Raw genomic sequence first — 26,492 nt, forward strand, 5'->3', positions numbered from 1 at the left:
TATTGCGCGGGGCCTCAATGGCCTCGGTATTGCCCGGGCGTTACGCCCACGTGCGCCTTGAACACCCGCTGAAAGTGGCTTTGGTCGGCAAACCCAAGCTGGTAGGCGACCTCTGCCAGCGCCAGGCCCTGGTTCAACAGAAGCCGACCGCGATTGACCCTGGCGTTGAGCAGGTAGGCATGGGGCGTCAGGCCGGTGGCTGCGCGAAACGCCCGGATCAGCTGATAACGCCCCAATCCCGTCTCCTGGGCCAACAACGTCAGGCTCAGTTGCGCAGGGTCCTCAGCCTCGATCCGCTCGACCAGGCCACTGAGCAGGGAGGCGCCCAGCGCCGGTGTCGCCTCCAGCGTCGGGTGCGAGCAGAAGTCCTGGTCCCCCATGAAAGCAATCAGCGCCGCCTCTTTCGCGCCGTTGCTCGCACTGGAGAACAACAAGGCATTCAGCGCGCAGAACTGGCCGTACAAGGCGGGCACATGGCTGATACGTGCAGGCTCACCCGCCTGCGCACCGCGCAGCCCAGACTCCCGGCGCAGTTGCGACAGCCAGTCGGCATCCACGTGCAGCATCTGGTAGCTCCAGGCCTGGCCAGGCGCCGGATTGCACGCATGCACACGCTTTGCCGGGACCATCACCAAAGTGCCGGGTGTCAGGCGTTGCTGACCACCACTTGCGCCGGTAAACAGGCTGAAGCCGGCATCCACTGCGCCCATGGAAAAGGTCGGATGGCTATGCGCCTTGTAGCAGGCGCGGCTGTGGCAGGCGCGGCGGCTTTCGACGAAGGGCAGGGCAGTATCGCGCCAGACGCGGGCTTGTGAGCGGGGCATGAAAGGGTCCTCGACAGGAGCAAAAGCTTACCAGTAGCAGGGGACCCGTACAGTTTTTTCGGCTGGCTGTAACTTGACCCTGTGCGCGTCTGCGGTCGAAATAAGCGCTTGATGTCAGAGGACAATAAAAATGGATCTTGCCAGTTTGCTGCTGTTCATCCCCGCGTGCTTTGCCCTCAACATGGCGCCCGGGCCCAACAACCTGCTGTCGTTGCACAATGCCAGCCGCTACGGCCTGCGCACGGCCTGCGTGGCCGGTGGCGGGCGCATTGTCGCTTTCAGCGGCATGATTGCGCTGGCGGCCATGGGCCTGGCGGTGGTGCTGCATACCAGTGAATACCTGTTCCTCGCCATCAAGGTGATTGGTGCTGCCTACCTGTTCTACATTGCCTGGCAGCTGTGGCGGGCCCCTGTTGGTGAAGCCGTGGTGGCGGGTGATCACCCACGCGGCACCTGGCGCCTGGCGCGGCAAGAGTTCTGGGTGGCGGCGGGCAACCCGAAGGCGATCCTGATCTTCACGGCCTTCCTGCCCCAATTTGTCTCGGTCGGCGGTGCCACCCCGGTCAGTGAGCAGTTCCTGTGGCTTGGCGTGCTGTTCCTGCTGCTGGAGTGGGCCGCCATCGCCATCTATGCGGGCCTTGGCGCCTATATGCAGCGCTGGTTCAGCCAGCCTGGGCCGCGCCGGATGTTCAACCGGGTCAGCGCCTCCTTGCTGGGCTGCGCTGGCCTCGGTCTGCTGGCAGCGCGCCGTTAGAACTGCCAGCGCACACCCAGGTTCACGCCGCTGGCTTCCTGCTGGCGGCTGTCCAGGTTGGCGCTGTACTGCACGCCGCCGTGCAGGCTAAGCGCTTCACTCACTTGCGCGACCACACCGCTTTCAAGTTGCACCGAGGTGTAGCGGTAGTCGGTCTTGATCGTGTCGAGGTCATCGAACGTCAGCGTGTCGCGGCCACCGTCGCCGTGCCACAGGTTGACCTGCGCATAGGGTTGCAGCAGGCGTCCACGGGTGCCAGTGAAGGTGCCTTCAAGGCGCGCACCCAAGCGCGCCGTTAGTTCAACCTGGGCGTCATGGCTGACGCGCGAGACGCTGTCACGAGCGGTGTCCAGCGAGACCTTCTGGGCGATCAACTGGGCTTGCGGCTCCACGGCCCAGCGTTGCGACAGGGCGATGGGGTAGCCGGACTCCAGTGACGCTGTCCAGGCATGGCCCTTGATGTTCAGCTTGTCACCACGGTGCGAGCGCGCCCGGCCATCCAGGTCGGTGTACTGCAGCACGGCATCCAGGTACCCGCGCTGCGGCCCGACCAGCGTCCAGTAAGCGCCGACGCTGTCGCCATCGAGCTTCAGGTCACCGACGCTGCGGTCTTGTACGGCCAGGGCAAACCCTTTGACGTCGGCGTCCAGGCGACTGTGGCTGACATACACGCCGACCTGTTGGCGATAGCCGCTGTCATTGACCTTGGCATACACGTCCTGGCCGACCTTGAAGCCATACAGGTCACCGTCCAGGCTGGGGCTGACCGTGCCGGTCCATTGCTGGCGCAGCGTGCCGCCGTAGGCCTGCCCCCAGCTGGCGGGGAGCCCGCCTTGGCCGGCCAACAACTGCTGGTCGCCCTGGCGCTGGTGAAAGGTGCCCAACGCTTGGCGGGCGATGATCGCGGCGCCTCTAGGGGCAGCGGCGTACACCGGGACTTCGGGGCGGTACAGCGCCAAGGGCTTGCCCTGCACGGGCGCAGGCAGTTCAGCTTGCCCGGGCGCCGCCGCAACCACAGGCGGGGTCGCTGCTGGTTCAATCACGGGTGGCTCGCCGGGCTGCGGTGCCGGCGCCGGAGCGGGCGGGGCGACTAAGGTCGAGCGCAGGTACCAGCTGTTTTCACTGCCTGCTGTGATACCACCCTTGAACAGGCGATAGTCGTAGGCACCAACCGAAAGCGTCTGGGTCTGGACGAAAGCGTCGTTCCGGCTGACAGCGCCTTCGCGGGCTTCGACTACTTGGATACCGTTCTGTGTGGTCGCCGCGCCTGCGCCCCCCAAGTTATTGACCAGCAGGCCAGTACTGCCAGCGATAACCCCGCGGCTGACGACCAGGCGGTCGGAGGCCGCGCCATCCCCGGCCAGCACGCTGTTCACGCGCAGGGTGCCGTTGTTGCCGGTGTAATCGCCTTGAATGCTCAAGCGCCCCTGGGCATCGTTGCCCTGCGACAGGTCTATCGTGCCGGCGTTTTCGACCGACACCTTGTTGCCGTTTTGGATACTCACGATGCTGCCTTGGCGTGCGATCAGCGCGCTGCTCGCATCAATTTTGAAGCTGCCTGTACCGGTCGCGGGGAGGGTGTCGGTGCCTAGGTCGCCCAAGGTGAGGGTGTCGTCGAGGGTGAATCGGCTGGCGTTGATCAACGCCACGGATTCCCAGTTGGTGTACAACCCACCGCGCGTCACCTGGCTGCGGTTGAACACCAGGGTGTCATTGCCAGCGCCGCCGTCGATGCTGATGTTCAAGGCCTTGGCATCGAGGCTGTCGATTGTCGCGGAGTCATCGCCAATACCCATATCGACCCGGCCGCCGATGCTGCCGCCGGACCACGTGAAGGTGTCGTTGCCGGCGCTGGCGAGCACATTCCCCTTGAGCGAACCACCACTGATGGTAATGCGGTCCTGGCCGCCGCTGGTGCTGATATTGCCGCCAATCGAGCCCCCGCGCAGCAGGATCGTGTCGTTGCCAAAGCCGCTCACCAGGTTGCCGTCGATCTCGGTTGCAACGGCAGTGTCCTGGGACATTTCGAAGTAGTTGTCAGCGAGCTTCAAGTCGACTCGCCCTATCTGGCCGCCCGAAAAGATTGCGTGATCGCCATCCTCGAACGCACCGATAATGCGCCCGCCCGACATTGTGAAAGTATCGAACCCTTGGCCCTGGTTCAGCGACTGGACCGTGCCCCCGCTCATGGTGAAGGTGTCGACCTGTTGGGTTTGCGAGATCGCCCCCAGGCTGTCGCCCGGCATGACGGTCAGTGAATCAGGGTAGCCAAGCGTCGGCAGTGCGAGCAGTGGCAACGCGGCAGGGGCAAGCAGGCGGTGATAACGCATCGGCAGGTCTCCGTGTCCTCAGAAGGGGACCACTGCCTGACGCGGCGCTTAGGCGCACCGTATCGGTCCTGCCTGAGTTGTAGGGAAATGCCTGACGTTGAACAACTGGCAATAATGCTAGGTGGCCTGTTGCTACCTAGGTGCTGTCAGTCGCGGTAGAAGGTTTGCACCAAGTGGTAGCCGAACTTGCTCTTGATCGGCCCATGCACCACGCGCAGCGGCTTTTTGAAGATGACCTGGTCGATGGCGCCGACCATCTGGCCAGGCCGCACCTCACCCAGGTCACCGCCGCGCTTGCCCGACGGGCAGGTGGAAAACTTCTTCGCCAGCACGTCGAAAGCCTCGCCATTGGCGATGCGCTGCTTGAGCTTTTCGGCTTCGTCAGCGGTCTTGACCAGGATGTGGCGGGCTTGAGCTTTCATGGGACACCTGTGCTTCGGGGTAAAAAAAAGGGCGCCATTATGCCTCATTGTGCAGCGCGTTGTGGTCGCGAAACTGCTCCAGCGCCTCCGGGTTGGCCAGGGCGTCGGTGTTTTTCACCGGCAGGCCATGGACCACATCACGTACCGCCAGCTCCACCAGCTTGCCGCTGATGGTGCGCGGGATGTCGTTGACCTGGGCAATCACCGCAGGCACATGGCGCGGCGTGGTGTATTGGCGTATCACCTGGCGAATGCGTTGGCGCAAGGCTTCATCCAGCTGCAGGCCGTCGCGCAGGCGCACGAATAGCACCACCCGCACATCGCCTTGCCAGTCCTGGCCGATGGCGACGCTTTCCAGCACCTCTTCGACCTTCTCCACCTGGCGGTAGATCTCTGCCGTGCCAATGCGCACCCCGCCAGGGTTGAGCACGGCATCGGAGCGGCCGTGGATGATCAGGCCACCGCTGGCACGCTGCTCGGCATAGTCGCCCTGGGCCCAGACCCCCGGAAACTGGCTGAAGTAGGCCGCGTGGTAGCGGCTGCCATCGGGGTCGTGCCAAAAGCCCAGCGGCATGGACGGAAACGGCTGCAGGCACACCAGTTCACCTTTTTCGTCATACACGTTCTGGCGTTGCGCGTTCCAGACCTCCACCGCCATGCCCAGCCCCTTGCACTGGATTTCGCCGCGATGCACCGGCAGCGTCGGGTTGCCCAGCACGAAGCAGGCAACGATGTCGGTGCCACCGGACATGGAGGCCAGGCATACATCGGCCTTGATCTTGCGGTAAACGTAATCGTAACTGTGCGGCGACAGTGGCGAGCCGGTCGACAGCAGCAGGCGCAAGCTGGTCAGGCGGTGCGTGGCGGCAGGCTCAAGGCCTTGCTGTTCGAGTGCGGCCAGGTACTTGGCGCTGGTGCCGAAGGCATGGATGCCCTCGGCGTCGATCAAGTCCAGCAGCCGCGCTGGCCCGGGGTGGAAGGGCGAGCCGTCATACAGCACCAGTGTGGCACCTACAGCCAGGCCGCTGGCCAGCCAGTTCCACATCATCCAGCCGCAGGTGGTGTAGTAGAACAGCACATCATCGGCCTTGAGGTCATTGTGCAGGCCGTGTTCCTTGAGGTGCTGCAGCAGCACCCCACCGGCGCGGTGGACGATGCACTTGGGTACGCCGGTGGTGCCGCTGGAGTAGAGGATGCACAGCGGATGATCGAACGGCAGCGGGGTGAATCGAGGCATGCCCCCGGGCTGGAAAAAGCCCTCCCACAGGTCGACACGGGACGCGTGGAATTCGTCGGCGCGGGTCCCGCTGCGGGTATGGGGTACCACGATCAGTTGCTCAAGGCCTGGTAATTGGGCGCAGACCTGGTTGACCTTGTCGACCTGTTCGATGACCTTGCCGGCATAGTGGTAACCGGCGCAGACGATCAGCAATTTGGGGCTGATCTGGCCGAATCGGTCGATGATGCCGTGCACGCCGAACTCGGGTGAAGCGCTGGACCAGATTGCGCCGAGGCTGGTGCAGGCCAGCATGGCTACCAGGGTTTCCCAGGTGTTGGGCATGATGGCAGCGATGCGGTCGCCCGGCTTCACACCGCAGGCCTCGAGCGCCCGTTGCAGCCCCGCGACCTCGGCGGCCAACTGCGCATGGCTCAGCACTCGGCGCTGGCCGTCTTCGCGTACGGCGATCAATGCCGGGCGGTCGTCGCGCCGGCGCAGCAGGTGTTCGGCGTAGTTCAGGGTGGCGCCGCTGAACCACTGGGCATCGGGCATTTGCGGGCCTTCGCGCAGCACGTGGCTCGGTGGTTGGTGCCAGTTAACGTGAAAGTACTCGGCAAGGCTCTGCCAGAAGGCTGAGCGCTGCTCGATGCTCCAGCGGTGCAGTGCCTGGTAGTCGTTTAATTCGAGGTTGTAGCGCAGGTTGACCCAGCGGCGAAACGCAACCATCCGGCTGGCCTCGATCTGCGCTGTGGAGGGGCTCCAGAGTACGTCGTTCATGGCGAACCTCCAGTTGTTGCGGGAGGGGGGTAGGAGCAGCCTTGCGCTGCGAAGAGGCCAGTGAAAACACAGTAAATCTTCGCTGCTATTACTGGCCTCTTCGCAGCACAAGGCTGCTCCTACCTGTCAGCGTGATGCGAGCTTCTTATTCCACTTTAGCCTTCTGCACGTCTTGCGAGGCCGACCACACGCGGTAGCGCACTTCGACGTCCTTGGGCACATACACCACCACTGGCAACTTGCTGTTGTAGCGCAGCATGAAGCCTTCACCGACCACCGGCACGAACGCATCGGTCTTCTTGCCATCCGGGCAGGCCATCAGGGTGCTCGCAGGGCCGCCGACCTTGTCCAGGCGGTAGTAGCTGTAGCCCCAGCCTTCGAGCGTGCGTTCTTCGAGGCTACCCGCCAGGCGTTGGCGGTTGCAGTCGACCTTGAGCGTCTTGCCCGCGAGAATTTCCAGTTTATAGGCCGACTCGTCAGCCTGGGGCGGCAGGTGGATGACCTGCCGGGTGAAGCCTTTTTCCGCCTCGGGATAGGGCGCGACATCCTTCAAGCTGGCAGCCATCGCCGGGGCGGCGGCAGCCAGGGTCAAGGTCAGGATCGCGGACAGTGGGAGTGGGCGCATGTTGGCCTCCTTGCAGTTGAAAAGGGTGCAAGACCATTGCCAGGTCGTGGCCGGCCCTCACTGGGCCAGCCAGCCACCGTCGACATTCCAGGCGGCACCACGGACCTGGCTTGCGGCCTCGCTGCACAGAAATAGTACCAGCTCGCCCAGGTGCTCGGGGGTGACGAAGGCCAACGAAGGCTGCTTCTCGGCCAACAGGTCGTGTTGTGCCTGCTGCGGGTCTACACCCTTGGCGGCACGGTCGTCGATCTGCTTTTGCACCAGCGGGGTCAGCACCCAGCCCGGGCAGATGGCATTGCAAGTGACATTGCTGGCGGCCGTTTCCAGGCCCACGACTTTGGTCAGGCCCACCACGCCATGCTTGGCCGCCACGTAGGCGGCCTTGCCGGTCGAACCGACCAGCCCATGCACCGAAGCGATGTTGATGATCCGCCCCCAGTTGCGTGCACGCATGCCGGGCAGGGCCAGGCGGCTGCCATGGAACACCGCCGACAGGTTGAGGGCGATGATCTTGTCCCAGCTCTCCACGGGAAATTGTTCGACCGGCGCCACGTGCTGGATACCGGCGTTGTTGACCAGAATGTCGACACCGCCGAATTCATGCTCGGCCACAGCGAACAGGGTCTCTATTTGCGCTACATCCGACAGGTCGGCGGGGTGGTGGATAGCCTTCACGCCGTGGCTGGTAATACTGGCGATGGCCGGCGCCGGGTCGCCAAAACCGTTGAGCAGGATGTTGGCCCCGGCACGGGCCAGCACCTGGGCGATGCCAAGGCCGATACCGCTGGTGGAACCGGTGACGAGTGCAGTCTTGCCTTTGAGGGTCATGCGAATGCTCCCAGTGCAGGTTGTGGGTCTTTTTGTAGGAACAGCCTTGCGCTGCGAAGAGGCCGGTGAAAGCAGCTAAGATTTACAGGGTTTTCACTGGCCTCTTCGCAGCGCAAGGCTGCTCCTACAGGGGTCGTGCATTAACCACGTGGATCGAACGCTTCGCGCAGCGCATCGCCGATGAACACCAGCAGCGACAGAATCACCGCTAACGCGAAAAACGCAGTAAAGCCAAGCCAGGGCGCCTCCAGGTGCTGCTTGCCCTGGGTCACCAGCTCGCCCAGCGAGGCGCTGCCGGCCGGCATGCCGAAGCCCAGGAAGTCCAGCGCAGTCAGGGTGGTAATGGCCCCGGTCAACATGAACGGCACATAGGTCAGCGTGGCGTTCATGGCATTGGGCAGAATGTGCCGCAGCATCACCTGGCTGTCTGGCAGGCCCAGCGCCCGCGCGGCTTTGACATATTCCAGGTTGCGCCCGCGCAAGAACTCGGCGCGCACCACATCGACCAGGGCCAGCCACGAAAACAGCGCCATGATCCCCAGCAGCCACCAGAAATCAGGCTCGACGAAGCCGCTGAGGATGATCAACAGGTACAGCACCGGCAACCCCGACCAGACCTCCAGCAAGCGCTGCCCCAGCAGGTCGACCCAGCCGCCGTAGTAGCCCTGCAAGGCTCCGGCCGTTACGCCGATCAGCACGCTGACTAGGGTCAAGGCAAAGGCGAACAGCAGCGACACTCGGGTGCCGTACAGCACCCGGGCCAGCACATCGCGCCCCTGGTCGTCAGTGCCCAGCCAATTGCTGGTACTGGGTGGGCTGGGGGTGGGCACTTGCAGGTCGTAGTTAGGGGTGTCGGCACTGAAGGGGATAGGGGCGAACAGCATCCAGCCGCCCTGGGCCTCGATCAATTGGCGCACGTAGGCACTGCGGTAATCTGGCTGGAACGGCAATTGGCCGCCGAACTGCTGTTCGGTGTAACGCTTGAGCGCCGGGGTGTACAGCTCGCCCTTGTAACCCAGCAGCAAGGGCTTGTCGTTGGCCACCAGCTCTGCGCCCAGGCTCAGCAGCAATAGCGCTGCGAACAGCCACAGCGATACCCAGCCGAGGCGGTTGCGGCGAAAGCGTTGCAGGCGGCGGCGCGACACGGGCGAGAGCATCAGTTGGCCCTCGTGTCGAAGTCGATGCGCGGGTCAAGCAGGGTGTAGCACACATCGCCGATCAGACGTATCAACAAACCCGCCAGGGTAAAGATGAACAGCGTGCCGAAGACCACCGGGTAGTCACGCGACACGGCGGCTTCGTAACTCATCCGGCCAAGGCCATCGAGGGAGAAGATCACTTCGATGAGCAGCGAGCCTGCAAAAAACACCGTGATCAGTGCCTGGGGCAGCCCGGCCACCACCAGCAGCATGGCATTGCGCAACACGTGGCCGTACAGCACGCGCCGCTCGCTCAGCCCCTTGGCCCGGGCGGTGACCACGTACTGGCGGGAGATCTCGTCAAGGAATGCATTCTTGGTCAGCAGTGTCAGGGTGGCGAAGCCGCCGATCACCAGTGCGCCGACCGGCAGCACCAGGTGCCAGAAATAGTCGGCGACCTTGCCCAGCAGGCTGAGTTGGTCGAAGTTCTCCGACACCAGGCCGCGCACCGGGAACCAGTTCAGCGACGTGCCGCCGGCGAACAGCACGATCAGCAACAGGGCGAACAGGAACGAGGGCAGCGCGTAGCCGATCACGATCAGTGCGCTGCTCCAGGCATCGAAGCGGCTGCCATGGCGCACCGCCTTGCGGATGCCCAAGGGGATAGAAACCAGATAGGTGATGAGCGTGGCCCAGAAGCCGAGCGACAAGGTGACCGGCAGCTTGTCGAGGATCAGGTCGGTGACCTTGGCCCCACGAAAGAAGCTCTGGCCGAAGTCGAGGCGGGCGTACTGGCTCAGCATCAGCCAGAGGCGCTCGGGGGCTGATTTATCGAAACCGTACTGGTGTTTGATCGCCTCGATCAGCTTGGGGTCCAGGCCGCGGGTGGCCCGTGACTCGCCATGCGCCACCTCGGCCCGGGCGCCTGGTGCGCCGCCGCCGATTCCCTGCAGCCGCGCCACCGCTTGCTCCACCGGGCCACCAGGCGCAGCCTGGACGATCGCGAAATTGACCAGCAGGATCGCCAGCAGCGTCGGAATGATCAGCAACAGGCGCCGCAGAATATAGGCCGTCATGGTGAGGCCTTCAGGCGTTCGGCCATCTGCGCGTTGGTCAGCGGGGTAGGGCTGACTTCCCACCAGGTGTCGAGGCCTTCGTCATAGGTGGCCTGAACCTTGGGCAAGCCAAAGCGGTTCCACCAGGCCGTGGAGCTGCCGGGCGGGTAGTAGTTGGGGATCCAGTAGTAGTTCCACTGCAGCACGCGGTCCAGGGCATGGGCATGGCGCAGCATGTCGGCTTGCGTGCTGGCGCGTACCAGGCCGTCGATCAGGCTGTCCACTGCAGGGTCCTGCAGCACCATCAGGTTGTTCGAGCCGGGGTCGTGGGCCGCTGCCGAACCGAAGTAGTTGTACAGCTCGGCCCCCGGCGACAGCGTGACTGGGTAGCCGGTCACGATCATGTCGTAGTCACGCGCCATCAGGCGGTTGACGTATTGGGCCGAGTCGACATTGCGGATGTTCAGGGTGACGCCGATCTGCGCCAGGTTGCGCTTCCATGGCAGCAGCAGGCGTTCCAGGCCAGCCTGGCCGTTGAGGAAGGTGAATTCCAGCGGCTCGCCTTGGGCGTTCACCAGGCGGTCACCCTCGGGGTGCCAGCCGGCTTGCTGCAACAAGGCCAACGCTTGCAGCTGTTGCGTGCGGATGATGCCCGTGCCATCGGTGACCGGGGCGGTGAACACGCGGTCGAAGACCTCATCTGGCACCTTGCCGCGTAATGGCTCCAGCAGTTCGAGTTCGCTGACGTCGGGCAATACGCGGGCGGCCAGTGGGGTGTTGGAAAACACGCTCTGCTGGCGGATGTAGAGGTTGCGCATCATCTGCCGGTTGCTCCACTCGTAGTCCCAGAGCATGCCCAGCGCCTGGCGCACGCGGCGGTCGCGAAACGGCGGTTTGTCCAGGTTGAACACATAACCTTGGGCAACCTGCGGTTTGGCCGGGCCCAGGTGCGCGCGCTGCAGGCGGCCGTCGTCCAGCTGCGCGCCGTTGTAGCCGAGGGTGTAGGCCGTGGCAGAAAACTCGCGGTTGTAATCGTAGCCACCCCCTTTTAGCACCTGCCGCGCCACTTCGGTGTCGCCGAAGTATTCGATGCGCAGCGTGTCGAAATTGTAGCGGCCACGGCTGACGGGGAGGTCTTTGGCCCACCAGGTTGGGTCACGTTCAAAGCTGATGCTGCGGCCATTGTCGATCTGGCCGATGCGGTACGGGCCGCTGCCGACCGGTTTGTCGAAGCCGGCGCCGTTGGCGAAATCGCGTTGTTGCCAGTCATGCTCGGGCAGCACCGGCAGGCTGGCCAAGTCCAAGGGCAGGGTGCGGCCATGGGGTTGCCTGAAGTCGAAGCGCACGCGATGCGGGCCCTCGACGGTTACCCCAGCGACCTCGGCGAACTGGGTGCGGTACTTGAGGCTGCCTTTGCTCATCAGCAGCTCGAAGGTAAAGCGTACGTCTTCGGCGCGCACCGGCTTGCCGTCGGCGAAGGTGGCGCGGGGGTCGATCTCGAAGCGCAGCCAGGCATCGTCCGGGCCACGTTCCATGCGCCGGGCAATCAGGCCGTAGACGGTGTAGGGTTCATCGAATGAGCGCACGGCCAATGGCGCGTACAGCCAACCATCGACTTCGTTGACGCCGATGCCTTTGTCGATGTACGGCAGAACATGGTCGAACTGGCCAATCTCCATGGCCGAGCGGCGCAATATGCCGCCCTTGGGGGCGTTGGGGTTGGTGTAGTCGAAATGGTGGAAGTTTTGGTTGTAGCGGGGGGCTTCGCCGTAGACGGTCAACGCGTGGGTGGGTGCAGCGTGGGTGTTGACGGAAAAGCACAGAAACAAAACCAGCCAGCCCAGGCGATACAAGCCCTTGTAGTAGCAGCCTTGTGCTGCGAAGGCGTCAGCACGGTCAACGAAATTGCCCGGCCGGGCCACTTCACAGCGCAAGGCTGCTCCTACAGAGGCTGAGTCGTTCCTGAGGAACAACCTGGTATCAGTCCTGACGGCTGGTCACTTCCAGCAGGTGATAACCGAACTGGGTTTTCACCGGGCCCTGGACAACGTTCAGCGGCGCGCTGAAGACCACGGTATCGAACTCACGCACCATCTGGCCCGGGCCGAACGAGCCCAGGTCACCGCCTTGGCGGCTGGATGGGCAGGTGGAGTTGGCCTTGGCGACTTCGGCGAAATCGGCACCAGCTTCGATCTGGGCTTTCAGTTCGTTGCATTTGTCTTCGCTGCTGACCAGGATGTGGCGGGCGGTGGCACGTGCCATGGGTACTGCTCCTTAGGGTAAAAACGCAAGCCTAGCGCACTTGTTCGGGAAATGTCTCGCAAGGCTTGCTAGCGGCTTCCTACAGTTTTTGTGCCGCCTCGCGCAACAGGGTTTCAGTCGACGCCCAACCCAGGCAACCATCGGTGATCGACACGCCGTACTTCAGTGCGCCTTTGCCCAGGGACTGGCAGCCATCGAACAGGTGCCCTTCGATCATCACGCCGACAATCGAACGGTCACCGGCCACGCGCTGTGCCAGCACGTTCTCGAATACCGCGGGCTGCTGCGCTGGGTCCTTGCCGCTGTTGGCATGGCTGCAATCGACCATGATCCGCGCCTGCAACCCCACTTTGGCCAACCCTTGGCGGGCCTGGGCGATGCTCGTGGCATCGTAGTTCGGGCCTTTATGGCCGCCGCGCAACACCAGGTGGGTGTCGGGGTTGCCCAGGGTCTCGATGATGGCCGGGTAGCCCTGCGCATCCATGCCGAAATGGCGGTGCGGGTGCGCGGCGCTGCGCATGGCGTCGCAGGCGACGCCAATCCCGCCGTCGGTGCCATTCTTGAAGCCCACAGGCAGTTCCAGGCCGCTGACCATTTCACGGTGCACCTGCGACTCGGTGGTGCGTGCACCGATCGCGGCCCAGCCCAGCAGGTCGTCGAAGTAGCCCGCGGCCATCGGCTGCAGCAGCTCGGTGGCAATGGGCAGGCCGCGCTCGATCATGTTCAGCATCAGGCCGCGCGACAAGGCGATACCGGCGTGCATGTCATCGCTGCCATCGAGGTGCGGGTCGTAGGCCAGGCCTTTCCAGCCCACCGTGGTGCGGGGTTTTTCGACGTAGGCGCGCATCACCAGCAGCAGCTTGTCATCCACACCGCGGCTCAGCGCGGCCAGGCGGTCGGCGTATTCCAGCGCCGAGCGAGGGTCGTGAATCGAGCAGGGGCCTACCACTACCAACAGGCGTTGGTCGCGGCCTTCGAGAATGGCACGGATGGCCTGGCGGTGGGCATGGACTTGCTGGGTGAGCTCAGCGGACAGCGGCATTTGCTGCTTGAGCAGGTGGGGGCTGGGCAGGCGCTGGCTGACGGTAGTATTGGCAGCTTGCGGTTGGTTCAGGGGCAGGGCGAGGTTCGAGGCTTGCATGGCGTTTTTCCCTGGGCGGACGGCGGGTTCTGGCCCGCGTCGTCGGCCCTATCGAGGTGTTCGACAGATCGTTGTAGGTGTGTTGGCTGCAGCGTTGCCACCCTTGAAGGACCGATCGGAGGCGGCAGGCTGGCCCGAACGGGATTGGCTAAATCGCCAGGCATAGGTGTTTGCGCAGTAATAAGTGGCGTAGTTCATGAATCTGTCCTCAAGGTAAATCGGTAATGTTCAAAGGCCTGAAAAGCAAAACCCCCGGTCGGGGAGCCGACCGGGGGTTTGAGTATTCTCATGTTCGGCGGCCCCTCGAAAGTGGGCGCCGTGTGGGTATCAGCGGCGCCTAGTGGCTAAACCAATACCCAAAATAAAAGCTGGCAGGGGCCTTGCAACCGGCAACGGCCAGCACAGGGCGCAGGGTGCGACCGGTGTGGTTGGCATGATTGCAGGTGCGTTTCGGCATGTTGCTCTCCAGTGAATGAGCCCGAGCTTACTTCAGATCAGGCGCGGCGTTCAATGGGTAAATGCAATGACGTTGATCATTGCCGGTAATGGGGGCCATGGCCTGTTCAGTGGCCGTAACGCCCCACCAAGGTTTGCGCGCCCAAGGCATGGTCTTGCAGCAGCTGCAGCAGCCCGTTGCGGTCCAGGTCTGCTGGCAGGATGCCGGGTTCGATGTCGGTTGCAATCAACGTCAGCGCGTAGTGGTGCGGGTTGTCCCCGGCGGGCGGGCATGGGCCACGGTAGCTGGCGGTGCCGCGGGAGTTGCGTCCCACCGTCACGGCAGGGCTGGTCAGCCCGGCCACGCCTTCTTTCAAGCCATCCAGGCCCGGGTCGATGTTGTAGGCGACCCAGTGCACCACCCCCAGGCCTTTGCCGCCATCGGGGTCGAACATCACCAGCGCCAGCGAGCGCGTCCCGGCGGGCAGGTTGTCCCAGCTCAGTTGCGGGGTGCGTTCTTCACCTGCGCCGCAGGCCGGGTCTGGCCCGACCTGTTGCAGGGCAATCACGCCACCGTCGGTAAAGGAGGAAGAACTGATCGACAGTGCGCCAGAGCCCGGCCCGGCGGCCAGTACGCTGAAAGGCAGCAGGGCAGCGAGCAGCCAGGGTTTGGCGTTCATGGCAACTCCTTGGCAGGGCGATGGAGCGCAGTGTAGTCCAGCCGAGCCTCAACGGCTGTCCTGGTCCTCAGCGGTACCGCCATCGTAGCCGGCACCGGAACCTGTGGCTTCGCCGGTGCTGTTGGAGCCGCCACTGGCGCCGTCTGCGGCATCGGTGCCGGTGTTGCTGCTGTCGTTGTCCTGGCCGCTGCCGGGGCTGTTGACGCTGCTTCCGTCACCTGCGGTCTTGCCGCCGGACTGGTCGGTTTGTGGGCGGGTGTCGGTATTGGTGGGTTCGGTGGCAGCGAAGCTGGTGCCGGTGATGGCGCCCATGGCCAAGGCCAGGCACAGCGAAAGGGGGCGAATGCGGATCATGATGAATCTCCCGTGCGGATGATCTGTCATTCGTTTGGCTGGAGCAGGGCGGCGCGGTGCCCTCTGGGCGACGGGTGGTCACCAGAGGCCAGGAGCACGCGTTTTCTGTGTAGGAGCAACTTGTGCTGCGAAGAGGCCGGTGACCACACAACAGATCTTCGCTGTTATCACTGGCCTCTTCGCAGCACAAGGTTGCTCCTACCGAGGTGGGGTTATCGGGTTTCTGCTTGCGCTGCCCCTGTGCCTTGCACCGGCTCCAGCGGCGGATGCTCCTGCGCGGCATGCATCAGGTCTTCAGTCACTCGCAACTCGGCACCGGTGGGCGAGAAGGTGGTGGACGCCGCGAACGGCGCCGGGTGCTCGGCCGCCGGGCGCTTGCCTCGGCGCCACAGGAAGAAGCTGACCATGGCCAGGTTGACCACTGCAAAGGCCCAGAACAGCCCGGCCTCGCCAAACGACGTCATCATCGGCGAAATCGCCAGCGGCGCCAGTGCCGAACCCAGCGAGTTGATCAGCAGCAGGCCCTGGATCATCGGCACCAGCGCGTCGGACGGTGCACGGTCGGCAGCGTGGCTGACCGCTACCGGGTACAGGGCGAACACGCCGCCACCCAGCAGGAACAGCATTGCGGGCAGCAATGACGATTCAGACGGCAAGAACACCGTAATCAACGACAGCACCACGCACAGGCCGGCCAGGGCAATCAGCACATCCTGGCGGTCCTTGCGGTCGGACCAGCGCCCAACCGGGTACTGCAGCAGCATCGCACCCAGGATCACCCAGGCCATCATGCTGCCGACTTCGCCCACGTCCAGGCCAATACGTTGGAGGTACAGCGGCAGCAGCGCATAAATGCCGGCAATCGCCACCCCCGAACCGAAGCAGCCGACCAAACCCGACGGCGCCACCCCCAGCAGTTGGCGGGGCTTCAGCGGTTCGACCTGGTCCAGCAGTGGCGACACCCGCGGCAGGATCACGATCGGCAGCACCGACAGCGCCGCCAGCATGCCCGCGAGCATGAACGGCGCGGTGTCGCCCAGGCGGGTGATTTCGCCAAGGCCTGCCTGGGCAATAACGCCGGCGCCGTAGAAGGCAATCATGTACAGCGCCAGCAAGCGGCCACGGATTTTCGCGTCGCCGGCCAGCAGCAACCAGCTCTCGATCACCAGGAACACGCCCACCGCAGCCCAGCCGTTGATCAGGCGCAGGATCGACCACCACGTGGTGTCGTAGAACAGCCCTTGCAGCAGGATGGTCGCGGCGATCAGCGAGGCGAAGCTGGTGTAGGCGCGGATATGGCCGATGCGCAGGATCAGCCGGTCATTGAAGATCGCGCCAAGGGTCAAGCCAATGAAGTAACTGGACGACACAATACCGATGGTGGTGGCTGATTCACCGGCCGCGCCCAGGCGCAGGGTGGTCAGGGAAGACATGAAACCGTTGCCCAGGGCAATGATGAAAAGCCCGAGCAGGGGCGCCAGCGCCATGGCCAGCAAACGCGGAGACATACGTACCTCAAGTTGGATGAGCGGAATGAGCGCCTCTTCGGACGCGCACGCCAGCTGGGCCCGAAAGGGGGCCAAGAGGCTGCACGGATGTGCCTGGGCTGGATGCGACCTGGGCAAGACTCAACCGCTGGGCCGTAAGGGAGCTGGGCCGGGCGGGGTCGGTTGAGCCTATTTCACATGGGCGGTCATGTGTTCAGGCGCGGACTCTGTCATTGCTGCCGGTTGCCACCGTTCAAGGCGACGGGCGAAAAGGAACCGCGATTCTACGTGCTTGCAACCTTTTGCCCAAGGGGCATTGGCCTGCGACGAGACGCCGCAGGGCGTCGCGACGTACAGGCTTAATTCGCCCGCTTAATAATAATTTGTATAGAAAAATAACTTTAGTCGTATTGATTCATTGTTTTGGCGGCGGGCAGTGAGTATTTATTGATCTGGATCAATACAGGTACGTAATTAATTACCGTATCAGCCTGTTGATCGACAGAACTTATCAAGCAATCAAGCCGCTCAATTGGTCCCTGCGGCATCCTGCCACTACAATGGCGGGCGCGGCCCGCAAGGGGCGCCTTGATAAACGTGTGATGCCGCTGTCCATTTAGTAGTTGCAAAAGAAGTTGCGTTTTTATAACGCGCTGTAGATTTCTATTGCCCCTGGCTTGTGCCCGTCACCGAATTAGAACGACCAGCCGATAACACCCGTTGATAAGTAACGCCTGTGTGCCCGGTATTTAACCGGGCCGAGATGAGGAGATCCCATGGCACTTGGCAGACGACAATTTTTCAAACTGTGCACGGCCGGTGCGGCGGCAGCGACCACCGTGTCGCTGGGCTTTGCCCCGGCAGTGGCCAATGCCAGCCAGTCACGCCAATACAAGCTGTTGCGCGCCAAAGAGACCCGCAACAACTGCACCTACTGCTCGGTAGGCTGCGGCATCCTCATGTACAGCCTGGGCGACGGCGCGAAAAACGCCAAGGCACGCATCTTCCACATCGAAGGCGACCCGGACCACCCGGTCAGCCGGGGTTCGCTGTGCCCGAAAGGGGCGGGGTTGGTGGACTACATCCACAGCGAACAGCGCCTGCTGTACCCGGAGTACCGCGCGCCAGGCTCGGAAACGTGGCAGCGGATTACCTGGGACCATGCCATCGAGCGCATCGCCCGCTTGATGAAGGCTGACCGCGATGCCAACTTCATCGAGAAAAACGCCAAGGGCGTTACCGTCAATCGTTGGCTGTCCACCGGCATGCTGTGTTCTTCGGCGGCCAGCAGCGAAACCGGCTCGCTCGACCAGCGCTTTACCCGCGCCCTGGGCATCCTCGGCACCGACAGCCAGGCGCGGGTCTGCCACGCCCCGACCGTGTCGGCGCTGGCGCCCACCTTTGGCCGTGGCGCCATGACCAACAACTGGGTGGACATCAAGAATGCCAACGTCGTACTGATCATGGGCGGCAACCCCGCCGAAGCGCACCCGGTGGGCTTCAAATGGGTGATCGAGGCGAAGATCCGCAACGGCGCCAAGGTGATCGTCGTCGACCCGCGCTTCAACCGCAGCGCTGCAGTGGCCGACCTGTATTCGCCCATTCGCGCAGGCTCCGACATCACCTTCCTGATGGGGGTGGTCAACTACCTGATCAGCCATGACCGTATCCAGCACGAGTACGTGCGCGCCTACACCAATGCCAGCCTGATCGTGCGCAGCGACTACAGTTTCGACGACGGCCTGTTCAGCGGCTACGACGCCAACACCCGGCGCTACGATCGCAGCTCGTGGGCCTATGAACTCGACGAGCAGGGCTTTGCCAAACGTGACGTGACGCTCAGCCACCCGCGCTGCGTGTACAACCTGCTCAAGCAGCATGTCAGCCGCTACACGCCGGAGCGGGTCAGCGAGCTGTGCGGTACGCCAACGGACGACTTCCTGCAGATTTGCGAGATCCTTGCCAGTACCAGCGCACCGGACAAGACCGCCACCTTCCTCTATGCCCTGGGCTGGACCCACCACACCACGGGCGCCCAGATGATCCGCGGCTCGGGCATGATCCAACTGCTGCTGGGCAATATCGGCATGGCCGGTGGCGGCGTCAACGCCCTGCGCGGGCACTCCAACATCCAGGGCTACACCGACCTGGGGCTGCTGTCGCAACGCCTGCCGGGTTACATGAACCTGCCGTCCGACAACCAGACCACGGTCGAGACCTACCTGAAAGAAACCACGCCCAGCGCCCAGCTGCCCGGGCAGGTCAACTACTACCAGCACACGCCCAAATTTTTCATCAGCCTGATGAAGAGCCTGTGGGGCGACAAGGCCACCCCTGAGAACAACTGGGGCTTCGACTGGTTGCCCAAGTGGGACGACAGCTACGACGTACTCAACTATTCCAACCGCATGTATGAAGGCAAGGTCAACGGCTACATTGCCCAGGGCTTCAACCCGATCGCGGCCTTCCCGGACAAGAACAAGGCCGCCGAGGCCTTGGCCAAGCTCAAGTTCCTGGTAATCATCGACCCGCTGGCAACCGAGACGTCGAGCTTCTGGCAGAACCACGGAGAGTCCAACGACGTCGACCCCGCGGCGATCCAGACCGAGGTCTTCCGCCTGCCTTCCAGCTGCTTTGCCGAGGAAAACGGCTCGATCGTCAACTCCAGCCGCTGGCTGCAATGGCACTGGGCCGGGGCGGCCCCGCCCGGTGAGGCCTGGCACGATGGCAAGATCCTCGGCCACCTGTTCATGAAGCTGCGCGAGCTGTACCGCGACGAGGGCGGCGTATGCCCCGAGCCTGTGTTGAACATGGCCTGGGACTACAAGAACCCCTACGATCCAGAGCCAGAAGAAGTCGCCAAAGAGTCCAACGGCTACGCCCTGGCGGACCTGCATGATGACAAGGGCAACCTGGTGCTGCGCAAAGGCCAGTTGCTGGACAACTTCGCCCAATTGCGCGATGACGGCAGCACCGCGTGCTTCAACTGGGTGTTCGCCGGCTCCTGGACCGAGGCCGGCAACCAGATGGCCCGCCGCGACAACGCTGACAGCGGCCTGGGCTGCACCCCAGGTTGGGCGTGGGCCTGGCCGCAGAATCGGCGCATTCTTTACAACCGTGCCTCGGCCGACCCGCAGGGCAACGCCTGGGACCCGAAGCGCCAGATCATTGCCTGGGATGGCAGCCGCTGGAGCGGCAGCGATGTCCCGGACTATCCGGTAACTGCCGCGCCAGGCAGCAACGTCAACCCGTTCATCATGCTGCCCGAAGGGGTAGGCCGGTTGTTCTCGGTTGGCGCCATGAACGATGGGCCGTTCCCTGAGCATTACGAACCGATCGAAAGCCCACTGGCGTCCAACCCGCTGCACCCCAATGTCAGCAAGAGCCCGACCGCACGCCTGTACGAAAGCGACCGTGCGCGGATGGGCAGCCGTGAGGAGTTCCCTTACGTGGCCACCACCTATTCGATCACCGAGTTGTTCCGCCACTGGACCAAGCATTCGCGGCTCAACGCGATCATCCAGCCCGAGCAGTTCATCGAGATCGGCGAAGTGCTGGCCAAGGAAAAAGGCATCGTCCAGGGCGACCTGGTGCGGGTCAGCACCAAGCGCGGCTACATCAAGGCCAAGGCGGTAGTGACCAAGCGGGTCCAGCGGCTAGAGGTCGCCGGCCAGATGGTCGACACCATCGGCATCCCGTGCCACTGGGGCTTCGAGGGTGCCACCCGCAAAGGCTTCCTGGCCAACACGCTGACCCCAGGGGTGGGTGACTCCAACACCAACACCCCGGAATACAAGGCGTTCCTGGTGAACGTGGAAAAGGCCTGACGGAGCGACGCACATGTCCCTGCAATCCCAAGACATCATTCGCCGTTCGGCGACCAACGCCTTCACCCCCGCGCCGCGTGCCCGCGATCACCAGGCCGAGGTAGCCAAGCTGATCGACGTCAGCATCTGCATCGGCTGCAAGGCCTGCCAAGTGGCCTGCAACGAATGGAACGACCTACGTGACGAGGTAGGCCACAACGTCGGTGTGTACGACAACCCGGCCGACCTCACGCCAGACACCTGGACGCTGATGCGGTTTGACGAGCACCAGGACGAAAGCGGCAAGCTGGAGTGGCTGATCCGCAAGGATGGCTGCATGCATTGCGCCGACCCGGGCTGCCTCAAGGCGTGCCCGCAACCGGGGGCGATCATCCAGTACGCCAACGGTATCGTCGATTTCCAGTCCGAGCATTGCATCGGCTGCGGCTACTGCGTGGCCGGTTGCCCGTTCGATGTACCGCGCATCAGCAAGAAGGACAACAAGGCTTACAAGTGCACGTTGTGCGTTGATCGGGTGAGCGTCGGCCAGGAACCGGCCTGCGTGAAAACCTGCCCGACCGGCGCGATCAACTTCGGCAGCAAGGCTGACATGCTGGTGCAGGCCGAAGAACGCGTGAGTGAACTGCAAGGCCGCGGCTTCGCCGGTGCCGGCATTTACGACCCGCAGGCCGTCGGTGGCACCCATGTGTTCTACGTGCTGCAACACGCCGACAAGCCGCAGCTGTACCACAAGCTCAACCCAGACCCGCGCATCAGCAGTGCGATCGAGGGCTGGAAAGGCTGGCTCAAACCGGTAGCCGCCGCGGCATTCTTCGCCACCTTGGCGGGCACGGTGTTCCACTACATCGGCGTTGGCCCCAACGAAGTCGAGGAAGACGACAAGGAGACCCTGGTATGAACAAGGACCGATTGATTCTGCGCACGCGCTTCATCGACCGGGCCAGCCACTGGTTCATGGTCATCTGCTTCTTCCTGGTGGCGATGTCGGGGCTGTCGTGGTTTTTCCCGTCGTTGAACTGGCTGAATGGCGTGTTTGGCACGCCGCAGCTGGCGCGCATCCTTCACCCGTTTTTCGGGGTGGTGGTGTTCGTGGTGCTGATGTTCCTGTTCGTGCGCTTCGTCAGGTACAACCTGCCCGAGCGTGAAGACGGCATCTGGTTTCGCAACGTCAAGCGCGTGTTGGCAGGCGACCATAGCCAGCCGCTGCGCATCGGCAAATACAACGCCGGCCAGAAGGTCCTGTTCTGGGGGATCATGGGCCTGATCACCTTGCTGATGCTCAGTGGCGTGATCATCTGGCGGCCGTGGTTTGCCGACTACTTCAGCATCCCGCTGATTCGGATTGCCTTGTTTACCCACGCACTGGCAGGCATCTCGCTGATCCTGTTGATCATCGGCCATGCGTACCTGGCGTTCTGGGTGAAAGGTTCGATTCGCGGCATGATCACCGGCTATGTCTCACGCAGTTGGGCCAAGTCGCACCACGATCGCTGGTATCAGCAGATCAACAGCAAGAGCGAGAAGAAATGAGCAGCATCAAACTGACGGCGGTCGAGCAGCCCACCGGGGGCGTGGGCACCATCAGCGCCTTGTTGCTGCCGCAACTGGACCAGCACTTCGCCAAGCGCGCGGCGCGTTTGCGTCACTTGGCACAGGGGCATGAGCACGCCGACTATCTGGAGTTCGCCGCCACCATCGCGCAGGCCCAGCAGCGTTTGCTCGATCATTTTCCCGTGCCGGCCAACGTGCTTGAGGCACTGACTGAGCGGCTGGGCGCTGAGGCGTCATTATCGACGCAGTTGCACTCAGGTTACTGGCAGCAAATGCTCGAGCATCTGCTCGAGGACCTGCGCACTGAAGCCAGCGACCCGGTATGTGCGGCCCTGGACAGGCTCGCCGCGCTGAGCGCCGATCAGCGCGAAGCCTGCGCCCAAGACTTGCTGCAGGGCCAATATGGCAAGGTGAACAGCGGCGAGGCGGTGTTTTTGTGGGCCGCCCTAGGGCTGTACTTCGTGCAACTGGCTGCGGCCTTGCCGGCGCATGCGCATGCGGCAGTGGGCGAGCATCGCCAGTTCTGCCCAGTGTGCGCCAGCGCGCCGGTGGCCAGCGTCATCCTCACTGGCAAGCGTGCTGGGCTGCGCTACCTGCATTGCGGGTTGTGCGAGAGTCGCTGGCACATGGTGCGGGTAAAGTGCAGCAACTGCGAGCACACCGGTAAGCTGGACTATTGGTCGCTGGAGCGTCAGGACAGTGCGGTCAAGGCGGAAAGCTGCGGTGACTGCGAAAGCTACCTGAAGGCCTTTTATTACGAGCACGACCCGGCACTGGAGCCTGTCGCCGATGACCTGGCCTCCTTGCAGTTGGATGCCGAGCTTGAAGGGCAAGGCTTTGCCCGTAGCAGTATCAACCCATTTATGTTTCCGGGTTGAAGCAGCGTAGGACTGCGGCATACTGACGCCTTTCGCACACCAGGAAGGTAAGGCTCATGCTGGCATCGTTGTTCGCCGTTCTGGCACCTGTGTTCATCGTTGCCGGCATTGGTTTTGCCTGGGCCCGCAAAGGCTTGGACTACCCCACTGAGTTCATCGCCAGGCTGGTGATGACGGTCGGCACACCGTCGCTGGTACTGTCGACCTTGAGCCGCACGGAACTGGACCCGACGGCATTTACCAGCATGGCGCTGGCCTGCCTGTTGTGCACGTTGGGCATGGCCCTGGCAGGTCTGCTGGTCAGCCGTGCCTCGGGGCAACACTGGCGTGTGCTACTGCCGGCGTTCATGTTTCCCAACACCGGCAACATGGGCCTGCCGATCAGCCTGTATGCCTTCGGCGAGCACGGCCTGGCCCTGGCGGTGGCGTTTTTCCTGACCCTGTCGATCGTACAGTTCACGGTCGGCATGGCCATCTCCGGCACGGCAGCTTCGCTCAAGGCGTTGGTCCGCAACCCCATTGTGATCAGCATGGCGGGTGCGATGCCCATCATCTTTCTGGATTTCGAATTGCCGCGTTGGTTGGCCAACACGGTGAACCTGCTTGGCGGTATGACCATCCCGCTGATGCTACTGACCCTGGGCGTTTCGCTGGGCAGCATTCGCCTGCGCCATGTGGGCAGCGGGATGCTGCTGGGTGGTTTGCGCATCGGCCTGGGCGCGGGGGTGGGGTGGGCGGTTGGCGTGGCCTTGGGCATGGATACGCTGGAGCGTGCGGTATTGATGGTGCAATCGGCGATGCCGGTGGCGGTGTTCAATTACCTCATGGCCGTGCGCGCCAACCGCTCGCCGGAGCAGGTGGCGAACCTGGTGATGTGTTCAACGGTGCTGTCATTCGGCTGGCTGCCGATTGTGCTGGCGGGGTGGATGTAGGAGGCCGCTACGCGGCTCATCGCTGGCAAGCCAGCTCCCACCCGAACGATGTAGCCTCCCAGTCTAGCGCCGCACCTGTGGGAGCTGGCTTGCCGGCGATGGGCTGCACAGCAGCCCCACATATTGCAGCGCAGGCAAGTTGGACTTTACTGCGCATCCCGGGTGTCGATGCTGACCACCACCGACATCCCTGGCCGCAACCGCTTCGCCTCTGGCTGGTCGGCATCCACGGTGATGCGCACCGGGATCCGCTGGGCAATCTTGACGAAGTTGCCGGTGGCGTTGTCGGCCTGCAGCAGGGCGAATTCGGAGCCGGTGGCCGGCGAAATCTGCTGCACATGGCCGTACAGCTTCTGGTGGTTCAGCGCATCCACGGTGAAACTCACCGGCTGGCCGATACGCACCGCGGCCATCTGGGTTTCCTTCATGTTGGCGATTACCCATAGGGTATCAGGCACCAGCGCCATCAGTTGCGCACCGGAATTCACGTAGGCCCCCAGGCGCGTGCCAATCTGCCCCAGCTGGCCATCACGTGGGGCGGTCACGCGGGTGTTGTCGAGGTCGATACGGGCGAGCTCGACGGCGGCCCTGGCATTTTCCACCGAGGCCTGCAACGCGGCCCGGTTGACCACCACGGTTTCCCGGCCCTGCCGGGCGATTTCCAGGGCAGCCTTGGCCTGAGCCAGGCTGGCGACAGCAGCCGCCTGGCTGGCACGGGCAAGGTCCAGCTCGCGGCGCGACACCGAACCGTCGCTGACCAGCGCCTGGTTACGGCTGAGGTCGGCCTTGGCCTTGGCCGCCTGGGCCGTTGCATCGCCGATGGCCGCCTGGCGCTGGGCAATGGTGGCTTCGGCGCTGTTGCGTTGCTGCAGGTTATTGGCCAGTGCCGCCTGCTGCTGTTGCAACTGGGCGATGGCCTGGGCCAGGCGTTGCTTATAGATGCGGTCGTCCAGTTGCACCAGCAGGTCGCCTGCCTTGACGAACTGGAAGTCATGCACCGGCACATCGACGATGTAGCCACTCAGTTGCGGGCCGATGATCGTCACCTGGCCGCGCACCAGTGCGTTTTCGGTGCTCTCGATGGCACTGCCGAACGGGGGCAGGCGCCAGGCGTAGAGCACCAGCAGGATGCCGGCCAGGGCCACACAGGCAAAACTGATCGACGACAGGATGCGCATCCGGCGCGAGCGTACCGGGCTGGTCGGTTCACTGGGCGGCGGCGTGCCCTCTGGAGTTTCAGCAAGGGCAGTGGTGGTGGTCGTGCGGGTTTCGTCGGTCATCAGGTAGGCGCGCCGCGGCTAGAGTCAGGGAAGGTGGCCTTGCGGGCCGTGTACCAGAGCCAGGTGCCGCGGATGCAGATCCAGATCATGGTCAGGATAGCGATGCTGCCGATCAGCATGAACACATCGTTGTAGGCCATCACGTTGGCCTCGCGGGTGGCCGCACTGGCCAGCACGCGCATGCCGGCCTCGCTGCGCAGCGCGGGGTCGGCAAGCAGGCCGGCATACCCGCCACCGCCGCTTTGCACCCGGGCGTTGACCAGGGGTTCGAGGTAGCTGAGGCGGTCCATCAGGTGGCTGGAGTGGAATTTCTCGCGCCAGGTCTGGAAGGTGCCCAGCAGCGCCGCGCCAATCAGGCCTCCGAGGTTGTTGCAGATGCCGAACAGCACCGAAAAGCTCACCAGGTTGCGCGGGTTGGCGCGCACATGGCTAATGCCCAGGGCCATCGACGGGCCCAGGAAGAACGTGCTGCCGAAGGCCAGCAGGAACTGGCTCAGGTACATCTGCGCCGGGCGCGTGAGGTTGCTTGAGCTGCTGTCCATGAACGCCCCGGTGGCCATCGCCAGCAGCGACACCAGCAACGGAATCACCAGGTGCTTGGGGTCGATGGTCAGGGCGCTGGTTGCCAGGCCCGCCACTGCACCCAACAACATGATCGCGTACAGCGTGCGCATCTGCTCGCTGCCCATGTTCAACACTTGCAGAAAACCGACCGCGCCGGTGGACTGCTCCGAGGTGACCATGCGGATCAGAATTACGCACAGGGCCAGGCGGATGATCGTGCCGCTGCCCAGCCAGCGGGTCATCAGCAGCGGGTTCTGGCGATTGTGCTCGATGGCCAGCCCACTGAATATCAAGCCTATCGACGCGGCCAGTGCCATACCGATCCAGGGCGTTTCCAGCCACCAGTCAATGCGCCCCAGCGACAGCGCGGCGCAGAGCAGGGCGGTGCCGCTGGCCATCAGGGTGAAGGTGAGAAAATCCAGTGGCTCGAAGGTCTTGAAGCGGTCGCCCGGTGGCAACTTGAGCATCAGCACGCAGCCCAGTGCGGCCAACGCCAAGCCGAGTTCGAACAGGTATAGCCCGCGCCATTCGGCGATCTGCAGCAAGTCTTCAGAGAACAGCCGCGCCAGCGGCAAGGCCAATTGCGATGCGCCCAAGCCCAGCACCATGGCCTTGAGCCGCCACTGCGCGGGGAACGCCTGGATCATGTAGTACAGGCCCAGCGAACTCAGCGCGGCGCCAACCATGCCATGGGCGGCGCGCACGGCAATTGCCGAGTTGATGTCATTGACGAACAGGTGGCCAAAGGTGACCAGCGCATAAAGCACCAGGAACACTTCGGTGAAGGCACGCAGGCCGAACTGCTGGCGAAACTTGACCAGCAGCAGGTTGATGGAAACGTTGGTCATCACATAGGCGGCCGGCAGCCAGGCCATTTCGGCGCTGGTCGCCCCCAGCGCACCCTGCAGGAACACCAGGTTGGCTGTTACCAGCGCGTTACCCAACCCACCGGTGATCGCCACCAACAGGCCCACCAGGCCAAAGGCCAGGCGTTTGGCGGGCGAGTGCAAAGGCGTGGACGGCGATCCGGGCAGGCTGGGTTTTTCGTGGGGGAGCCACTGGCGGGGGGCGTATTTGTCCATGGGCAGACTTTACGTGAGGGGCTGGGGCATTAACACCGTCTGGGCT

22 protein-coding genes are annotated in these 26,492 nt (G+C 63.5%); 6 read left to right on the forward strand and 16 right to left on the reverse strand.

Annotated features, from left to right (window positions below):
- Positions 1–14: 14 nt before the first annotated feature.
- A complete protein-coding gene (locus ACMCNM_RS14660) occupies positions 15–824 on the reverse strand; it encodes an AraC family transcriptional regulator (protein WP_412764733.1) in 810 nt (269 codons plus the stop codon).
- Positions 825–954: 130 nt separating this feature from the next.
- Between ACMCNM_RS14660 and ACMCNM_RS14665 the strand changes: the two genes are divergently transcribed.
- A complete protein-coding gene (locus ACMCNM_RS14665) occupies positions 955–1,578 on the forward strand; it encodes a LysE family translocator (RefSeq protein ID WP_027594859.1) in 624 nt (207 codons plus the stop codon).
- Here ACMCNM_RS14665 and ACMCNM_RS14670 read toward each other — a convergent pair.
- The 13 genes from ACMCNM_RS14670 to ACMCNM_RS14730 all read right to left on the reverse strand — a co-directional run bounded on the left by ACMCNM_RS14670 (position 1,575) and on the right by ACMCNM_RS14730 (position 16,353).
- Positions 1,575–3,908, reverse strand: a complete 2,334-nt coding sequence (locus tag ACMCNM_RS14670) for an autotransporter outer membrane beta-barrel domain-containing protein (protein WP_412764734.1) — start codon at positions 3,906–3,908, stop codon at positions 1,575–1,577. The two genes, ACMCNM_RS14665 and ACMCNM_RS14670, sit on opposite strands and share 4 nt — an antisense overlap.
- Before the next feature lie 146 nt (positions 3,909–4,054).
- Positions 4,055–4,330 (reverse strand): peptidylprolyl isomerase, encoded by a 276-nt coding sequence (locus ACMCNM_RS14675; protein WP_009686637.1) that lies wholly within the window; start codon positions 4,328–4,330, stop codon positions 4,055–4,057.
- A gap of 37 nt (positions 4,331–4,367) precedes the next feature.
- Positions 4,368–6,326: an acetoacetate--CoA ligase gene (locus ACMCNM_RS14680; protein ID WP_412764735.1), complete on the reverse strand. Its 1,959-nt coding sequence runs from the start codon at positions 6,324–6,326 to the stop codon at positions 4,368–4,370.
- Positions 6,327–6,471: 145 nt separating this feature from the next.
- Positions 6,472–6,951, reverse strand: coding sequence for a serine protease inhibitor ecotin (eco, locus tag ACMCNM_RS14685; protein WP_412764736.1), 480 nt, complete (start codon positions 6,949–6,951; stop codon positions 6,472–6,474).
- A 57-nt stretch (positions 6,952–7,008) separates the two neighbouring features.
- The gene (gene hbdH / locus ACMCNM_RS14690; RefSeq protein WP_099429474.1) at positions 7,009–7,779 is read right to left on the reverse strand and encodes a 3-hydroxybutyrate dehydrogenase; all 771 of its coding nucleotides are present in this window, start codon (positions 7,777–7,779) and stop codon (positions 7,009–7,011) included.
- Between the two features lie 140 nt (positions 7,780–7,919).
- Complete coding sequence (locus ACMCNM_RS14695) at positions 7,920–8,936, reverse strand: ABC transporter permease (RefSeq protein WP_412764737.1); 1,017 nt, start codon at positions 8,934–8,936, stop codon at positions 7,920–7,922.
- Positions 8,936–9,994: a microcin C ABC transporter permease YejB gene (locus tag ACMCNM_RS14700; RefSeq protein ID WP_027594865.1), complete on the reverse strand. Its 1,059-nt coding sequence runs from the start codon at positions 9,992–9,994 to the stop codon at positions 8,936–8,938. The genes ACMCNM_RS14695 and ACMCNM_RS14700 overlap by 1 nt, the downstream gene beginning before the upstream one ends.
- Entirely contained in the window at positions 9,991–11,826 is a 1,836-nt protein-coding gene (locus tag ACMCNM_RS14705; RefSeq protein WP_225935723.1) for an extracellular solute-binding protein, read from the reverse strand. Before ACMCNM_RS14705 ends, ACMCNM_RS14700 begins: the two co-directional genes overlap by 4 nt.
- A 127-nt stretch (positions 11,827–11,953) precedes the next feature.
- Positions 11,954–12,235 (reverse strand): peptidylprolyl isomerase, encoded by a 282-nt coding sequence (locus ACMCNM_RS14710; RefSeq protein WP_027594867.1) that lies wholly within the window; start codon positions 12,233–12,235, stop codon positions 11,954–11,956.
- 79 nt (positions 12,236–12,314) lie between these two features.
- Positions 12,315–13,376 carry a 3-deoxy-7-phosphoheptulonate synthase gene (locus ACMCNM_RS14715; RefSeq protein ID WP_412764738.1) on the reverse strand — a complete coding sequence of 354 codons (1,062 nt, stop codon included), beginning with the start codon at positions 13,374–13,376 and terminating at the stop codon, positions 12,315–12,317.
- A 563-nt stretch (positions 13,377–13,939) separates the two neighbouring features.
- Positions 13,940–14,491 carry a YbhB/YbcL family Raf kinase inhibitor-like protein gene (locus ACMCNM_RS14720; RefSeq protein WP_339549150.1) on the reverse strand — a complete coding sequence of 184 codons (552 nt, stop codon included), beginning with the start codon at positions 14,489–14,491 and terminating at the stop codon, positions 13,940–13,942.
- Between the two features lie 48 nt (positions 14,492–14,539).
- Complete coding sequence (locus ACMCNM_RS14725; RefSeq protein WP_412764739.1) at positions 14,540–14,845, reverse strand: hypothetical protein; 306 nt, start codon at positions 14,843–14,845, stop codon at positions 14,540–14,542.
- Between the two features lie 212 nt (positions 14,846–15,057).
- Positions 15,058–16,353 carry an MFS transporter gene (locus ACMCNM_RS14730; protein ID WP_027596740.1) on the reverse strand — a complete coding sequence of 432 codons (1,296 nt, stop codon included), beginning with the start codon at positions 16,351–16,353 and terminating at the stop codon, positions 15,058–15,060.
- A gap of 755 nt (positions 16,354–17,108) precedes the next feature.
- Here ACMCNM_RS14730 and fdnG point away from each other — a divergent pair.
- Genes fdnG through ACMCNM_RS14755 form a run of 5 tightly spaced genes read left to right on the forward strand, consistent with a single transcriptional unit; the run spans position 17,109 to position 23,520 of the window.
- Positions 17,109–20,159, forward strand: a complete 3,051-nt coding sequence (gene fdnG / locus ACMCNM_RS14735; RefSeq protein WP_412764740.1) for a formate dehydrogenase-N subunit alpha — start codon at positions 17,109–17,111, stop codon at positions 20,157–20,159.
- Between the two features lie 13 nt (positions 20,160–20,172).
- Positions 20,173–21,057 carry a formate dehydrogenase subunit beta gene (gene fdxH, locus ACMCNM_RS14740; RefSeq protein ID WP_027596742.1) on the forward strand — a complete coding sequence of 295 codons (885 nt, stop codon included), beginning with the start codon at positions 20,173–20,175 and terminating at the stop codon, positions 21,055–21,057.
- Positions 21,054–21,689, forward strand: coding sequence for a formate dehydrogenase subunit gamma (locus ACMCNM_RS14745; RefSeq protein WP_238211801.1), 636 nt, complete (start codon positions 21,054–21,056; stop codon positions 21,687–21,689). Before fdxH ends, ACMCNM_RS14745 begins: the two co-directional genes overlap by 4 nt.
- Positions 21,686–22,588: a formate dehydrogenase accessory protein FdhE gene (fdhE, locus tag ACMCNM_RS14750; protein ID WP_412764741.1), complete on the forward strand. Its 903-nt coding sequence runs from the start codon at positions 21,686–21,688 to the stop codon at positions 22,586–22,588. Before ACMCNM_RS14745 ends, fdhE begins: the two co-directional genes overlap by 4 nt.
- A 56-nt stretch (positions 22,589–22,644) precedes the next feature.
- Positions 22,645–23,520 (forward strand): AEC family transporter, encoded by an 876-nt coding sequence (locus ACMCNM_RS14755; protein ID WP_412764742.1) that lies wholly within the window; start codon positions 22,645–22,647, stop codon positions 23,518–23,520.
- A 146-nt stretch (positions 23,521–23,666) separates the two neighbouring features.
- Here the strand turns inward: ACMCNM_RS14755 and ACMCNM_RS14760 are convergent, their stop codons facing one another.
- Positions 23,667–24,800 (reverse strand): HlyD family secretion protein, encoded by a 1,134-nt coding sequence (locus ACMCNM_RS14760; RefSeq protein ID WP_412764743.1) that lies wholly within the window; start codon positions 24,798–24,800, stop codon positions 23,667–23,669.
- Positions 24,800–26,446, reverse strand: a complete 1,647-nt coding sequence (locus tag ACMCNM_RS14765) for an MFS transporter (RefSeq protein ID WP_412764744.1) — start codon at positions 26,444–26,446, stop codon at positions 24,800–24,802. The genes ACMCNM_RS14760 and ACMCNM_RS14765 overlap by 1 nt, the downstream gene beginning before the upstream one ends.
- Between the last annotated feature and the right edge of the window lie 46 nt (positions 26,447–26,492).

Source organism: Pseudomonas sp. NGC7, from assembly GCF_047159675.1.
Classification (GTDB): domain Bacteria; phylum Pseudomonadota; class Gammaproteobacteria; order Pseudomonadales; family Pseudomonadaceae; genus Aquipseudomonas; species Aquipseudomonas kermanshahensis.

What these genes read in the sequence shown, in the direction of transcription:
- ACMCNM_RS14660 (WP_412764733.1), bottom strand. Translation starts at nt 824, where the DNA reads ATGCCCCGCTCACAAGCCCGCGTCTGGCGCGATACTGCCCTGCCCTTC.
- ACMCNM_RS14665 (WP_027594859.1), top strand. Translation starts at nt 955, where the DNA reads ATGGATCTTGCCAGTTTGCTGCTGTTCATCCCCGCGTGCTTTGCCCTC.
- ACMCNM_RS14670 (WP_412764734.1), bottom strand. Translation starts at nt 3,908, where the DNA reads ATGCGTTATCACCGCCTGCTTGCCCCTGCCGCGTTGCCACTGCTCGCA.
- ACMCNM_RS14675 (WP_009686637.1), bottom strand. Translation starts at nt 4,330, where the DNA reads ATGAAAGCTCAAGCCCGCCACATCCTGGTCAAGACCGCTGACGAAGCC.
- ACMCNM_RS14680 (WP_412764735.1), bottom strand. Translation starts at nt 6,326, where the DNA reads ATGAACGACGTACTCTGGAGCCCCTCCACAGCGCAGATCGAGGCCAGC.
- eco (WP_412764736.1), bottom strand. Translation starts at nt 6,951, where the DNA reads ATGCGCCCACTCCCACTGTCCGCGATCCTGACCTTGACCCTGGCTGCC.
- hbdH (WP_099429474.1), bottom strand. Translation starts at nt 7,779, where the DNA reads ATGACCCTCAAAGGCAAGACTGCACTCGTCACCGGTTCCACCAGCGGT.
- ACMCNM_RS14695 (WP_412764737.1), bottom strand. Translation starts at nt 8,936, where the DNA reads ATGCTCTCGCCCGTGTCGCGCCGCCGCCTGCAACGCTTTCGCCGCAAC.
- ACMCNM_RS14700 (WP_027594865.1), bottom strand. Translation starts at nt 9,994, where the DNA reads ATGACGGCCTATATTCTGCGGCGCCTGTTGCTGATCATTCCGACGCTG.
- ACMCNM_RS14710 (WP_027594867.1), bottom strand. Translation starts at nt 12,235, where the DNA reads ATGGCACGTGCCACCGCCCGCCACATCCTGGTCAGCAGCGAAGACAAA.
- ACMCNM_RS14715 (WP_412764738.1), bottom strand. Translation starts at nt 13,376, where the DNA reads ATGCAAGCCTCGAACCTCGCCCTGCCCCTGAACCAACCGCAAGCTGCC.
- ACMCNM_RS14720 (WP_339549150.1), bottom strand. Translation starts at nt 14,491, where the DNA reads ATGAACGCCAAACCCTGGCTGCTCGCTGCCCTGCTGCCTTTCAGCGTA.
- ACMCNM_RS14725 (WP_412764739.1), bottom strand. Translation starts at nt 14,845, where the DNA reads ATGATCCGCATTCGCCCCCTTTCGCTGTGCCTGGCCTTGGCCATGGGC.
- ACMCNM_RS14730 (WP_027596740.1), bottom strand. Translation starts at nt 16,353, where the DNA reads ATGTCTCCGCGTTTGCTGGCCATGGCGCTGGCGCCCCTGCTCGGGCTT.
- fdnG (WP_412764740.1), top strand. Translation starts at nt 17,109, where the DNA reads ATGGCACTTGGCAGACGACAATTTTTCAAACTGTGCACGGCCGGTGCG.
- fdxH (WP_027596742.1), top strand. Translation starts at nt 20,173, where the DNA reads ATGTCCCTGCAATCCCAAGACATCATTCGCCGTTCGGCGACCAACGCC.
- ACMCNM_RS14745 (WP_238211801.1), top strand. Translation starts at nt 21,054, where the DNA reads ATGAACAAGGACCGATTGATTCTGCGCACGCGCTTCATCGACCGGGCC.
- fdhE (WP_412764741.1), top strand. Translation starts at nt 21,686, where the DNA reads ATGAGCAGCATCAAACTGACGGCGGTCGAGCAGCCCACCGGGGGCGTG.
- ACMCNM_RS14755 (WP_412764742.1), top strand. Translation starts at nt 22,645, where the DNA reads ATGCTGGCATCGTTGTTCGCCGTTCTGGCACCTGTGTTCATCGTTGCC.
- ACMCNM_RS14760 (WP_412764743.1), bottom strand. Translation starts at nt 24,800, where the DNA reads ATGACCGACGAAACCCGCACGACCACCACCACTGCCCTTGCTGAAACT.
- ACMCNM_RS14765 (WP_412764744.1), bottom strand. Translation starts at nt 26,446, where the DNA reads ATGGACAAATACGCCCCCCGCCAGTGGCTCCCCCACGAAAAACCCAGC.